At 74.3% G+C, this 12,247-nt stretch carries 13 protein-coding genes; 11 read left to right on the forward strand and 2 right to left on the reverse strand.

The window, feature by feature from the left end; genetic code table 11:
- Positions 1-6 precede the first annotated feature (6 nt).
- Both J2S22_RS23630 and gspD read right to left on the reverse strand, forming a co-directional pair.
- Positions 7-606 (reverse strand): prepilin peptidase, encoded by a 600-nt coding sequence (locus tag J2S22_RS23630; protein ID WP_272778123.1) that lies wholly within the window; start codon positions 604-606, stop codon positions 7-9.
- A gap of 11 nt (positions 607-617) precedes the next feature.
- Complete coding sequence (gene gspD / locus J2S22_RS23635; protein WP_272778124.1) at positions 618-2,906, reverse strand: type II secretion system secretin GspD; 2,289 nt, start codon at positions 2,904-2,906, stop codon at positions 618-620.
- 405 nt (positions 2,907-3,311) lie between these two features.
- On the opposite strand from gspD, the gene J2S22_RS23640 reads away from it, so the two are divergent.
- From J2S22_RS23640 to J2S22_RS23690, 11 genes are all read left to right on the forward strand, one after another.
- Entirely contained in the window at positions 3,312-4,994 is a 1,683-nt protein-coding gene (locus J2S22_RS23640; protein WP_272778125.1) for a GspE/PulE family protein, read from the forward strand.
- 4 nt (positions 4,995-4,998) lie between these two features.
- Complete coding sequence (locus J2S22_RS23645; protein ID WP_272778126.1) at positions 4,999-6,222, forward strand: type II secretion system F family protein; 1,224 nt, start codon at positions 4,999-5,001, stop codon at positions 6,220-6,222.
- Between the two features lie 23 nt (positions 6,223-6,245).
- On the forward strand, positions 6,246-6,713 hold the full coding sequence (gene gspG / locus J2S22_RS23650; protein ID WP_272778127.1) for a type II secretion system major pseudopilin GspG: 468 nt from the start codon (positions 6,246-6,248) through the stop codon (positions 6,711-6,713).
- Complete coding sequence (locus tag J2S22_RS23655) at positions 6,670-7,182, forward strand: prepilin-type N-terminal cleavage/methylation domain-containing protein (protein WP_370878245.1); 513 nt, start codon at positions 6,670-6,672, stop codon at positions 7,180-7,182. Before gspG ends, J2S22_RS23655 begins: the two co-directional genes overlap by 44 nt.
- A complete protein-coding gene (locus J2S22_RS23660; protein WP_272778128.1) occupies positions 7,160-7,561 on the forward strand; it encodes a prepilin-type N-terminal cleavage/methylation domain-containing protein in 402 nt (133 codons plus the stop codon). Before J2S22_RS23655 ends, J2S22_RS23660 begins: the two co-directional genes overlap by 23 nt.
- A complete protein-coding gene (locus tag J2S22_RS23665; protein ID WP_272778129.1) occupies positions 7,558-8,268 on the forward strand; it encodes a PulJ/GspJ family protein in 711 nt (236 codons plus the stop codon). Before J2S22_RS23660 ends, J2S22_RS23665 begins: the two co-directional genes overlap by 4 nt.
- The gene (locus tag J2S22_RS23670) at positions 8,265-9,152 is read left to right on the forward strand and encodes a type II secretion system minor pseudopilin (protein WP_272778130.1); all 888 of its coding nucleotides are present in this window, start codon (positions 8,265-8,267) and stop codon (positions 9,150-9,152) included. Before J2S22_RS23665 ends, J2S22_RS23670 begins: the two co-directional genes overlap by 4 nt.
- A complete protein-coding gene (locus J2S22_RS23675; protein ID WP_272778131.1) occupies positions 9,149-10,204 on the forward strand; it encodes a PilN domain-containing protein in 1,056 nt (351 codons plus the stop codon). Before J2S22_RS23670 ends, J2S22_RS23675 begins: the two co-directional genes overlap by 4 nt.
- Complete coding sequence (gspM, locus tag J2S22_RS23680) at positions 10,201-10,785, forward strand: type II secretion system protein GspM (protein WP_272778132.1); 585 nt, start codon at positions 10,201-10,203, stop codon at positions 10,783-10,785. Before J2S22_RS23675 ends, gspM begins: the two co-directional genes overlap by 4 nt.
- The gene (locus tag J2S22_RS23685) at positions 10,782-11,453 is read left to right on the forward strand and encodes a general secretion pathway protein GspN (protein WP_272778133.1); all 672 of its coding nucleotides are present in this window, start codon (positions 10,782-10,784) and stop codon (positions 11,451-11,453) included. The genes gspM and J2S22_RS23685 overlap by 4 nt, the downstream gene beginning before the upstream one ends.
- A 124-nt stretch (positions 11,454-11,577) precedes the next feature.
- Positions 11,578-12,198, forward strand: a complete 621-nt coding sequence (locus J2S22_RS23690; RefSeq protein ID WP_272778134.1) for a TIGR02466 family protein — start codon at positions 11,578-11,580, stop codon at positions 12,196-12,198.
- The last annotated feature ends 49 nt before the right edge of the window (positions 12,199-12,247 follow it).

The raw sequence follows: 12,247 nt of genomic DNA on the forward strand, positions 1-12,247 counted from the left end.
CGTCCCTCAGCCTTCGAAGAGCCAGCGCTGCACGATCCAGGCGATCCAGATCGCCGGCGCGAAGAACAGGCCGAACGGCAGCCGCGCCGTCGCGCGCATCGGGCCGCCGGAGCGGAGCTGACGCACCCCGTAGGCGGCGAGGCCCGCCAGCGCGGCGATCTCGACCGCCACCGGGATCGCCGGCACGTCGAGCCAGACGCCGGCCATGGCCGCGAGCTTGACGTCGCCGAGCCCGAGGCCGTCGCGGCCGCGCAGTCGGCGGTAGCCGATCCGCAGCAGCAGGAAGACGAGCGCCAGCGCGGCGCCGCGCAGCAGCGCCGCCGTCAGCGCGTCGACGGGCCATGGATCGGTCGTCCAGACATACAGGAGGCCGAGCACGAGGCCGGTCGCGGACAGCGCATCCGGGATGACGAAGCGCCGCGCGTCGATCGCCGCGATCGCGACCGCCACTGCGGCCAAGCCCGCCGCCAGCAGGCCGCCGGGGCCGGGCTCGATCCACAGGCTCGCCGCCGCCCCGCACGTCCCGGCCGCCACCGCCGGCACGACGGCGCCGTCGCGGAGATCGCCGCCGATCGTCGCCAGGGCGTTGCGCAGCGCGGCCGGCATCCATCGCCCCGTCAGTTGAAGCGCGGGAACGGGCCGCCCGGCGCCGTGCCGATGTTGCCGCGCAGCTTGGCGCGCAGCTCCTCGGCGACCACGTGGGCATCGGAGCCGTCGCGGATGATCTGCGGCCGGATGAAGATGATCAGCTCGGTGCGGCTGACGCTCTTGTCGGTGTGGGAGAACGCCTCGCCGAGCACCGGCACCTTGTCGAGCACCGGGATGCCGGACCGCGTGCCGTTGCGCTTCTCGCTGATCAGGCCGGCGAGCAGCACGGTCTGGCCGCTCGCCACCGCGATCGTGCTCTTGACCTTGCGCTGCGACACGGTCGGATTGGTCGAGGTCGAGCTGGAGCTGCTGCTCGACGTGGTGGTCGTCGAATCGGAGACGTTGCTGATCTCCTGCTCGATCTCGAGCCGGACATTGCCGTTGGCGTTCACCCGCGGCACCACCCGCAGGATGATGCCGGTGTTCTTGTACTCGTAGGTGTTCACCACGGTGTTGCTGCTGGTCAGCACCGTGGCGCTGCCGGTGGAGATCGGCACCTCGTCGCCGACCTGCAGGGTGGCGGGCTGGTTGTCGACGACGACCAGCGACGGGTTGGACAGCACCTTGACGTCGGTGACGGTGTGCAGCGCGTCGAGGATCATGCGCGGGTTGCTCTCCGACCCGATCAGCAGGTTGAAGCCGGGCACGCTGCGGCTGATGAAGGCGTCCGACACGCTGCTCGACAGCGTGTTGAGCACCGAGCCCTTGTCGGAGCCGAGGCCGAGGTCCTTGCTGGTCAGGTAGAACTGCACGCCGTAGCCGAGGGCGTCGTTGAGCGTGACCTCGGCGACCGTCGCCTCGATCGCCACCTGGAGCAGCGGCTGGTCGAGCTGGGCGACGGTGCGCTCGACGATCCGGTACTGCTCCGGGCTCGCATAGATCAGCAGCGTGTTGTTCACCGAGTCGGCCGTGATCCGGACGCCCGGCAGCAGCGCCGCGGCCGCCGCACCCGATCCGCCGGACGGCGGCGGATCGGCGCTCGCGGCGGAGCGGGCCGCCGCCAGGGCGGACTGCTGCTGGCCGAGCCCCTGCCCGAGCTTCTGCTGCACGCTCTTCGCCTGTGCCGAGCCGGCGTCCGTGCCGCCGCTGCTGGTCGTCACCGCCACGCCGGAGCCCGGCGCGATCTGGCTCGCCGTCTGGTCGAGCGAGGTCGACGTGCCGCCGACGAAGATCTCGTTGAGCACCTTGGCCATCTGCTTGGCGTCGCCGTAGCGCAGGCGGTAGACGCGCACGCCCGTGCTGGTGTCGGCGCGGTCGAGCCGGCCGATCCAGGTCGCGGCGGTGCGCAGCAGCTCCGGCTTGCGGGCGACCACCATGATGGAGTTCATCCGCGTGATCGGCTGGAGCTTGACCAGGCTGTGGGTCATGCCGCCCTCGCCGGCGTCCATCACCTTCTCGATCTCGGCGACGATCGGCTCCGGCGTTCCGTTGCGCACCGGATAGATGCCGACCGACTGGCCGCGCATCCAGTCGGCGTCGAACTTCAGCACCGTGTCGATGGCGGCCCGACGCTCGCTCCCGGTGCCCTGGATCAGCAGGATGTTGCGCCCCGGATCGGCCCGTACCGCGCCGGTGCGGGTGGCGAAGGAATCGAGCAGCGGCATCAGCGTCTGGGCGGACACGAAACGCAGCGGCACCACCGAGAGCCCGAAGCCCGGCTCGGCGCGGGCGAGGCCCGCGTCGGTGACGCCGGCGCCGGCGGCCTCCGACAGCGGCACCAGCCGGTAGCCGGAAGGATCGCGGATCAGCGCCACGTTGCTGGTGCGCAGCGCGTTCTCCAGCACGTAGAGCATGTCGGAGCGGGCGACCGGCCGGCCCGAGGCGAGGCTGATCGTGCCCTGGACGCGCGGGTCGATCGTGTAGCCGGCCCCCATGATGTCGCCGAGCACCACCTTGGCCACGGTGGACAGCGGCGTGTTCTCGAAATTCAGCTCGTAGCCCTCGCCGCCCGCGGCGGCCGCCGCCCCCTGCCCGACCGTGCCGCCCGCGACGGCGCCGGTCGTGTCGCCGCGGCCGCCCGTCGGCGGCGCAGCGCTGCTCGTCTGATACTCGACCGCGCGGCGATCGTCCGGGAGGGCGCCGGTGGGGCCGACCGGCGCCGGCCGGCGCGGCAGCAGATCGAGCGAGCGAATCTGATCGAGCACGCCCGGCGGGCGGTTGTCGTCGACGAGCCCGCTGCACGCGCCGAGGCCGACGCAAAGGCCCGCGACACACAGAAGCGCGGCCGCGACGGCTGCTCCGCCCCGATGCGATCGCATCGTTCCGGCCGGTCTGTCCACTCACGCCACCCGCTGTCTCTTGTCTCGACCGTCCGGTCGGGCGGACGGTCGCCCGCAGACGCCGATGCGGGATGATCGTTGTTAGCGGTCCCATATGACAGATTTATAAGAGCACGCCGGCGGGCGGCAGCGCCTGTGGACTTCCTCCGGTGCGCGAGCCGTCGCGGCGCATTCGTCATCGATCCGACGCAAAAGCTTCATGCAGCGCGACCAATATGCCGCCCGCTGCGCGTGGCGCCGCCGAGCCGCGGCGCGACGGCATGCGCGACGATCGCCCCGACGCGAGCCTGACCGGTGTCGTGCCGGCCGGATCGTCGGCACCATCGACAGACCCGGAGACTGCGCGGGCCGGTGATCGCGCCGGACGAGGACGAGGATGCTCCGATGACTTCCGCCAGCGCCGGCGACTTCGCGAGCCATCTCGTCCGTTCCGGCCGCATCGCGGACCCGCAGGCGGACGTCGCCGCGGCCGATGCCGGCGCTCCGAGCCTGCGCCGGCTGTGGGAGGCGAGCGATCTCGGCGCCGGCGACTTCGCCGACGCGGTGGCGCAGTTCTTCGCGCTTCCCCGCATCGCCCTGCCGGTCCTGATGGCGGCGCCGCCGCTGACCCGGGCGTTCTCGCCGCGCTTCCTGCGCGAGCTCGCAGTGTTCCCCTATCGCGCCGCGGACGGCGGCGCCTGCCTCGCCGTCGCCGATCCGACCGACACGGCCGGGCCGCGCGCCGCCGAGATCGTGCTCGGCGGTCCGGTGGCGCTCGCGGTCGCCTCCTTCGAGGACGTCGCCACCGTGCTGGCCGAGCGGCTCGGCGAGGACGAGCCGACGGCCGCGCCGGATCTCCAGGCGCCGGCGGCCGGCCGGGCCGCCGACGACATCGACAGCCTGCGCGACCTCGCCAGCGGCGCTCCGGTGGTGCGCGCCGTCGACGGCCTGTTCGAGAAGGCCGTGGAGCTGCGCGCCAGCGACATCCACATCGGCCCGTTCCGCACCGGCCTCGAGGTGCGCATGCGGGTCGACGGCCTGCTGCGCCCGGTGCCGGCGCCCGCCGGGGTGCTGCCGCAGGCGATCATCTCGCGCATCAAGATCCTCGCCGGCCTCGACATCGCCGAGCGGCGCCTGCCGCAGGACGGCGCGGCGCGGCTGCGGCTCGGCCGCGACGAGCTCGACGTGCGTGTCGCCATCATGCCGACCCAGCACGGCGAATCCGCCGTCATCCGCCTGCTGCCGCGCGACCGCGGCCTCTTGTCGATCGACCGGCTCGGGCTTCTGGCCGCCGACCGGGCGACGCTCACCCGGCTGCTCGACCTGCCGCACGGCATGATCGTCGTCACCGGACCGACCGGCAGCGGGAAGACGACGACGCTCGCCACCATGCTGTCGATCCTCAACGAGCCGACCCGCAAGATCCTGACGATCGAGGATCCGGTCGAGTACGAGATTCGCGGCATCTACCAGTCGCAGGTGAAGCCTTCGATCGGCCTCACCTTCGCGGCGGCGCTGCGCGCCTTCGTGCGCCAGGACCCGGACGTGATCATGGTCGGCGAGGTGCGCGACCCGGAGACCGCCCACATCGCCGTCCACGCCGCCCTCACCGGCCATCTGGTGCTGACCACGCTGCACACCGACACGGCCGCCGCCGCGGTGCCGCGCCTGCTCGATCTCGGGGTCGAGAGCTTCCTCTTGAAGTCGACGCTGCGGGCCGTGGTCGCCCAGCGCCTGGTGCGCCAGCTCTGCGACCGCTGCAAGCGGCCCCGCACCCTCGCGGCGGCCGACATCGCCGCCGACCCGCGCTTCGCCGCGCTCGGATTCGCGGCCGGAGACACCGTGCACGAGCCGGTCGGCTGCGAGCGCTGCGCCGGCGCCGGCTATCGCGGGCGCGTCGGCGTGTTCGAGATCCTGACGCTCTCCGACGCCATCCGCGAGCAGATCGACCGCAGCGCGGGCGCCGGCGCCCTCGACCGGGCGGCGATCACGGCCGGCATGACCACCATGCTGGACGACGGCATCGCCAAGTGCCGGGCCGGCCTCACCTCGCCCGCCGAGGTGCTGCGGGTCACCACGGTGCGCTGAGCCGATGCCGAACTTCCACTACCGCGCCCTGACGCAGACCGGCGAGCTGGTGACCGGGACGATCGCCGCCCCGAACGCCGCCGAGGTGGCGCAGCGCATCGAGTTCCTCGGGCTCGTGCCGATCGAGACGGCGGCCGGAGCCGAGGCGGCGGCGGGCCCCCGCCTCGACCTGTCGCTCGCCGCCCTGACGAGCCGCCCGCGTCCGGCCGACGTGACGGTGTTCACCCGCGACCTCGCCTTGCTGCTGCGCGCCGGCGCGCGGCTCGACGACGCGCTGGAGCTGCTCGCCGGCGACGCCGATCTCGGCCGCATGCGCCCGGTGGTCGGCAGGATCCGCGCCGGCGTCCTGTCGGGCGAGACCTTCGCAGATGCCATCGCGGCGCATCCGGCCCTGTTCCCGCCCGTCTATGTCGCCCTGGTGCGGGTCGGCGAGGCGTCGGGCACGCTCGACACCACGCTCGAGCAGCTCGCGGCCGAACGGGCCCGCGCCGAGGCGCTGCGCAAGACCCTCGCCGAGGCCCTACAGTACCCGGCCTTCATCCTGGTCGCGGCCGGCGGCGTGCTGGTGTTCTTCCTCCTGTTCGTGCTGCCGCAGTTCTCCACCGTGCTGCGCGACATGGGGGCGAAGCTCGATCCGGCCGTCGAGGCGATCCTCGATCTCTCCGATCTCCTGCAGGCCCACACGGCCGAGGTCGCCGCCGCGACCGTCCTGATGCCGCTCGCCTCCTGGCTGGTGCTGCGCCGGCCCGGCGCCCGCGTCGCACTGCTCGGCGCCGCCGCGCGGCTGCCCGGCGTGCGCACGATCCTCTCGTTCCGGCGCGCCGCCGTGTTCTGCCGCAACCTCGGCATCCTGCTCGGCAACGGCGTCACGCTGACGGCGGCGCTGCGCATCATCGTCGAGGTGATGGCGACCGGCGACGGCGCCGCGGTGTGGAGCGCCGCCGCCGACAAGGTGCGCCACGGCGGCCGCCTGTCGGAGGCGCTCGCCGCCGGCGGCGCCCTGCCCGCCATGGCGGTGCGCATGCTGCGCCTCGGCGAGGAGACCGGGCAGCTGGCGTTGCTCGCCGGCCGCATCGCCGACTTTTACGAGGCCAAGCTGCAGGCGGCGCTCGCGCGGGTCGTCGGCATCGTCGGCCCACTCGCCATCGTCACCATCAGCGTGGTCGTCGGCGGACTGATCGTGTCGGTCATGACCGCGCTCCTGTCGGTCAGCCAGAGCATCGGATGAAAGCAGTGCAACGGAACGGAGTCATGGAATCCACGTTCTCACCGGCCCGCGCGCGGCCGATCCGCCGGCGGCGCCGCCGCGGCCAGGAGGGCTACACGCTGGTGGAGCTCCTGGTGGTGATCACCATCATCGGCCTGATCGTCGCCCTGGTCGGGCCCCGGGTGCTGAACTATCTCGGCGACTCCAAGGTCAAGACCGCGAAGATCCAGATCCAGGGCTTCGCCAGCGCGCTCGACCTCTTCTATCTCGACACCGGCCGCTACCCGATGAGCCAGGAGGGTCTCGGCGCGCTCGTCCAGCGCACCGCCGGGACCGCCAACTGGAACGGCCCCTATCTCAAGGGCGGCACCGTGCCGGCCGACCCCTGGGGCAAGCCCTATGTCTACCGGTCGCCCAGCGACCACGGACCCTACGACATCGTCTCCCTCGGATCGGACGGGCAGGAAGGTGGCAGCGGAACCGCGGCCGACATCACCAGCTGGACGCGCTGAGCCCGGCCGCATCCGCGGCGGCGCACAGGCCGGCTTCGGCCTCGTCGAGATCGTCGCCGTGGTGGCGATCGTCGCGGCGCTCGCCGCCCTGGCCCTGCCGCGGCTGCCGCTCGGCACCTCGACGCCGCGGCTCCAGGCCTACGCGGTCGAGGCGGCGGCGCTGCTGCGGGCCGACCGCACCGCCGCCATGCGGCGCCGGCGGCCGGTCGCGACCGAGGTGAACGCGGCGGCGCGCGCCCTGCGCTCCGGCGCCACTGGGCGGATCCTTCGCCTGCCCCGCGACGTGCGGATGCAGGCGATGCTGCCGCAGCGCTGCGCCGGCCGGCCGGCGCTGTCGAGCATCGGCTTCCTGCCGTCCGGCCTGTCGTGCGGCGGGGCGGTCGTTCTGTCGCGCGACGGGGTCGGATTCGAGGTGCGGGTGAACTGGCTGACCGGAGGGGTCGAGATTGTCCCGCGTCACAGCGCGTGAGCGGCGGCGCCGCCGCGGCTTCACGCTGATCGAGGTGCTGGTGGCGCTCGCCGTGGTGGCCGCCGCGCTCGCCGCGATCGGCGGCGTGGTCGCCGCCAACGCGCGCGCGACGCGGACCGTCGAGGCACGGGTGGCCCTGGAGCAGACGGCGCGCGCCGTCCTGGCCGGCCTGCCGCCGCGCCGCGACCTCGCCGCCGGCGGCCTGGACGGCGAGCTCGCCGGCCATCGCTGGCGCACGGAGGTCCGGCCGCTCGCGTCCGACGGGGTGCCCGCCGGCTCGCCGTGGGAGGCGAAGGACGTGATCGTGACGGTGCGCGGCCCGTCCGGCGCGACGCTGGTGCTGGAGACCGTGCGGCTGACCCGGAGGCCGACCGAATGAGCCGGACGGCATCTGTCAGTCGGGCGGCGGAGGCCGGCTTCACGCTGGTCGAGGCGCTGGTCGCCACGGTCCTGATGGGCGTGGTGCTCGGCGCCCTCGCCACCGTGACGGCGCAGTGGCTGCCCGGCTGGAACCGCGGCCTCGTCCGGGTCCAGCGCGCCGAGCAGGTCGCGCTGGCGATGGACCGCGTCGTCGCCGACCTCGCCGCCGCCGAGATGGTTCCGCGCGACCGCGAGAGCAAGGCGCCGCTGTTCGAGGGGACCGCGCTCGCCGTCACGGTCGTGCGCACCGCGCTCGGGCCCAACGCCCGGCCGGGCCTGGAGATCGTGCGGATCGCCGCGGCGGGCCACGGGCTGGCGCTCGCGCGCAGCGCCGCGCCCTACCTGCCGCGCGATCCGGAGGACCTGCCGCCGCGCTTCTTCGACGCGGTGCCGCTGCTCGGCGCGCCGTACCGCGTGTCGTTCTCCTATGCGGGGCGCGACGGCGTCTGGCAGGCCGAGTGGATCGACATGAAGGAGCTGCCGCGGGCCGTGCGGGTGGTGGTGCGCGACGGTACCAGCGGCCGCGCCCTCGCCGCCTCGACCGTCGCGCCGATCCGGGCCGAGCTGCGCGCCGAATGCGTGGTGGAGACGACGGCCGAGGGCTGCGGCCCCCGCCCGGCGGCGCCGGCCGCCGCGACGACCGACACGGGAGTGCCGACCCGATGAGCCGTGCGCGACCGAGCCCGACGTCCGGCGGCCCGTGCGACGGCTTCGTGCTGATCGCGGTGCTGTGGATCCTCGCCGCGCTGGCGACGCTCGTCACCATCTATTCGGTCCATGTCTCGGGCGCCGCGACCGCCGCAGCGGTGCGCGACGAGGCGCTGCTCGCCCGCGCGCTCGCCACCGCCGGCGTCGAGCTCGCCGCTCAGCGGCTGGCCGCCGTGCCGAAGGAGGTCCGTCCGACCCGCGGCGACCTGGCGTTTCGCCGGGGCCGGGCCCGGGTGCTCGCCACCTTCGTCAACGAGGCCGCCCGCATCGACCTCAACGCCGCGCCGAAGGAGCTGCTCGCCGGCCTCTTCGTCGTCCTCGGCGCGCAGCCCGACGACGCCGACACCTATGCCGAACGGATCGTCGCGTGGCGTGCGCCCTCCGGCGACGCGACGCTGGAGCGCGAACGCTCGCGCTATCGCGAGGCCGGCCTCGACCACGGCCCGCGCGGCAAGCCGTTCGTGCACGCCGACGAGCTGTGGCTGGTGCTCGGCATCCCGCCGGCCCTGATCGAGCAGGCGCTGCCGCATCTCACCATCTACGGCGGCCGGCCCGACGTGCTGGCGCGCGACGCCGATCCGGTCGTGCTCGCCGCCCTGCCGGGCGAGACGCCGGACGGGCCGGCCGGCAATGCCCCGCCGCTCCGGCGCGGCACCACGCCGGAGGGCGGCGACGCCGTCCGCGTGACGGTGCGGATCGACTTCGACCGTGGCGGCACCCGGGCCGCCGAGGCCGTGATCCTGGTGCGCGACTTCGGCGACGATCCCTACCGGGTGCTGACCTGGCGCGACGACCTCGACACGCCGCCGCCGCTGCGTCCGCCGCAGGAGACCCGACGATGAGCCGCAGCCTGCTCGACCGCTTCTCGGCCTGGATCGACACGGTCGCCGGCGCGCTCGTCGGCGCCGCCGGGCGGCTCGGCCGACGTCGCAGCGTGACGCTGGTCGAGACCGAGCCCGGCCGCTTCGTCATGGCCGGTGCGGACGCGGCGGACTCCGGTGCGGCCGCGCCGATCCGGCTCGACGACGGCGGTCGCCTGCCCGCCGGGGTCGCCGCCCGGATCGCCGGCCGCGCGGTCGCGCTCGAGCTCGCTCGCGGGCGCTTCCTGTTCCGGCCGCTCGACCTGCCGCGCCAGGCGGCGGCGTTCCTGGACGGCATCGTGCGGGCCCAGCTCGACCGCCTGACGCCGTGGCACGCCGGCGACGCCGTCTACGGCTGGACGCCGCCGGCCGAGGCGGCAGGCGAGCGCATCGCGCTCACCGTGGCGGCGACGGCCCGCACCGGCATCGCGCCGCTGCTCGACGCGCTGACGCGAGAGGGCGCCCGGACCATCGTCGTCGCGGTCCGGCCGGACGACGCGGCGGCGCCCGTGCGGGTGCTGGAGCACGCCCTGCCCGGCCGGATCGGCATCGCGCAGGTGCGGCGAGCGCTCCTCGCCGTGCTGATCGCGGCGGCGCTCGCCGCCGTCGCGGCGACGCTGGCCGAGCAGATCGTCGGGGCCGACCTCGACGCCTCCCGGGCCGACCTCGACCGCCGCATCGCGGCGCGCCGCATCGCCCTCCTCGCGGCGCGCGGCGGCGGCGACGCGGCGACCGCCGCGGTGCGGGCGCTGGAGCAGCGCAAGCACGACGGCGCTCCGACCGTGCTGGTGCTGGAGGCGCTGTCGCGCGCCCTGCCCGACCACACCTTCGTCACCGAGATGCACATCGAGGGCGACAAGGTGCAGGTGATGGGCCTGTCGCGGGATGCGCCGGCGCTGATCCGGCTGCTCGAGCAGTCGTCGAACTTCACCCGCGCAACCTTCTACGCGCCGACCACCCGGGCCGCCGAGGATCCGGGCGAGCGCTTCCACATCGAGGCGCGCATCCGGGCGCCGATCGAGGTGACGCCGTGACCCCGCAGCCAGCCTCCGTCCGCACCCCCGTCGTCCCGCCGCGCGTGCCGCCCGGCCGCGCCGCTCTCGCCGTGCTGGCCTATGCGGCCGCGGTGGCACTGCTGGTCCAGCTCGCCTGGGGCGCCGTCACCGATCTCGTCGCCCGGCAGGCCGCGGTGGCGGCCGCCGCCGACATTCTCGACCGGCTGGAGGGCCGGCGGTCCGCACCGCCCGCGAGCGCCGGGATGCCGGCCGGCCTGCGCCGCGGATCGCCCTTTCTCGAAGGGCCGACCGTGACGGTCGCCGGAGCCGGGCTGATGCAGCGGGTGTCGGAGGCCGTCGCCCGCTTCGACGGCCGCATCCTGTCGTCGCGGGTGGAGCTCCAGGGCACGCCGCTCGGCGCCGGCTTCCTCGGCGTCACGACGAACCTGGAGATCGGTCAGGCGGATTTCCAGTCGCTCCTCTACGAGATCGAGGCCGGCCTGCCGTTCCTGTTCGTCGACCAGCTGGTGGCGCAGGCGCCGGCGACCGCGGCCGAGGCGCAGGACGGCCGCCTGCGGGTGCTGATGACGGTCTACGGCCAGTGGCAGGGCGCACGATGACCCGGGCCCGACGCCTCCTCGCCGCGATCGCCGGCCTCGCCCTGGCCGGCACCGCCGTGCTGTCGCTCGCCGCGCCATCGCCCGCCGATCTCGACCCGGGCGAGCGGCGCACCGGCGTCGTCGACATCGCGCCGCCGGCGGTGCGGGCCGACGGCGCACCGGGACGCCCCGCCGAGGCGGAGCCGCCGGCGCGGCACGGCAACCCGCTGTGGGCGATCCCGCTGGAGACGCTGACGGAGACGCGCGCGCGACCGCTGTTCTCGGCGAGCCGGCGGCCGCCGCCCCCGATCGTCGCGGCGGCGCCGCCGGCGCCTCCCGCGGCTCCGCCCCCGCCGGCGCCGAGTCCGCCGGCCCGGCCGCGCCTGGAGCTGATCGGCATCGTGGTCAACGCCCGCGGCGGCTTCGGCGTCTTCCTCGACCCGGCGGCCGGCGCCGTGGTGCGGCTGAAGACCGGCGAGGCGCACGACGGCTGGGTGCTGCGCTCGGTGAGCGGCCGCGACGTGATGCTGCAGAAGGAGCGCAGCAGCGCGGTGCTGACGCTGCCGGCGCGCGACGCCGAGTCGACGGCGCGCACGCCGACGCTCCGCCCGGCGACGAGCCCCGGCAAGCCCGTCGTCGTGGTGCCGCGCCGCCCGCCGCCCCTGATCGAGCCCTATCCGGACCACTGACCGCGGGATCGGATCGCAGTCATGCGGCGGTCATCCACCGCCGCCAGAGTGAACCGGCGCGTCGTGCATCCCACCCTTCGGACGGGACGCGCCTCTCCGTTTCTCCAAACGTGCGGATGCCCCCGTGAGCCAGATCTTCGGTCTCTTCCCGACCCCGGTCATGCGGGTGGAGAAGCTCCTGGACGGCGAGCGCGTCGCCGCCGTCGTCGCCGAGATCGAAAACACCACGACGCTCGCCAACGCCTTCTCGGACCGGCTGTCGCACACGCCGGTCGCGGCTGCCGACACGTCGGCGCTGTTCACCAGCCTCGGCGCCCTGGCGCTGCCCAAGGTGACCGAGTTCGGCGAGGTGCTGTTCGGCGAGCCGCTCGCGTGGCAGATCAAGGAGATCTGGGTCAACGTGCTGGAGCCCGGCGGCCGCCAGGCGATCCACACCCACGCCAACAGCTTCGTCTCGGGGGTGTTCTATCTCACCTCGCCCGATCCCTCCGCCCGCCTGGTGTTCCACCGCAGCCTCGGCGGTTCGGGCTTCATCTTCGGCAACAACAACCCGAACGCCCGCATCAACCAGTTCAACGGCGGCAAGTGGATGGTGCCGGAGATCGGCGCCGGCGACCTCGTGATGTTCCCGAGCTATCTGCTGCACGAGGTGCCGGTCAATCAGGGCGAGCGGCGCATCACCATCGCGTTCAACGCGATCCCCGACCGGCTCGACAATTTCGGCTACGCGATCCGCTTCGCGTGACGGCCGGCCGCCGGAACGACACCGTGCAGACATACCCCCGACCAGACAT

The sequence above is a fragment of the Rhodoplanes tepidamans genome, from assembly GCF_030813915.1.
GTDB lineage: Bacteria > Pseudomonadota > Alphaproteobacteria > Rhizobiales > Xanthobacteraceae > Rhodoplanes > Rhodoplanes tepidamans.

What these genes read in the sequence shown, in the direction of transcription:
- J2S22_RS23665 (WP_272778129.1), top strand. Translation starts at nt 7,558, where the DNA reads ATGAGCCGGACGGCATCTGTCAGTCGGGCGGCGGAGGCCGGCTTCACG.
- J2S22_RS23685 (WP_272778133.1), top strand. Translation starts at nt 10,782, where the DNA reads ATGACCCGGGCCCGACGCCTCCTCGCCGCGATCGCCGGCCTCGCCCTG.
- J2S22_RS23630 (WP_272778123.1), bottom strand. Translation starts at nt 606, where the DNA reads ATGCCGGCCGCGCTGCGCAACGCCCTGGCGACGATCGGCGGCGATCTC.
- J2S22_RS23640 (WP_272778125.1), top strand. Translation starts at nt 3,312, where the DNA reads ATGACTTCCGCCAGCGCCGGCGACTTCGCGAGCCATCTCGTCCGTTCC.
- gspD (WP_272778124.1), bottom strand. Translation starts at nt 2,906, where the DNA reads ATGCGATCGCATCGGGGCGGAGCAGCCGTCGCGGCCGCGCTTCTGTGT.
- J2S22_RS23670 (WP_272778130.1), top strand. Translation starts at nt 8,265, where the DNA reads ATGAGCCGTGCGCGACCGAGCCCGACGTCCGGCGGCCCGTGCGACGGC.
- J2S22_RS23645 (WP_272778126.1), top strand. Translation starts at nt 4,999, where the DNA reads ATGCCGAACTTCCACTACCGCGCCCTGACGCAGACCGGCGAGCTGGTG.
- J2S22_RS23675 (WP_272778131.1), top strand. Translation starts at nt 9,149, where the DNA reads ATGAGCCGCAGCCTGCTCGACCGCTTCTCGGCCTGGATCGACACGGTC.
- gspG (WP_272778127.1), top strand. Translation starts at nt 6,246, where the DNA reads ATGGAATCCACGTTCTCACCGGCCCGCGCGCGGCCGATCCGCCGGCGG.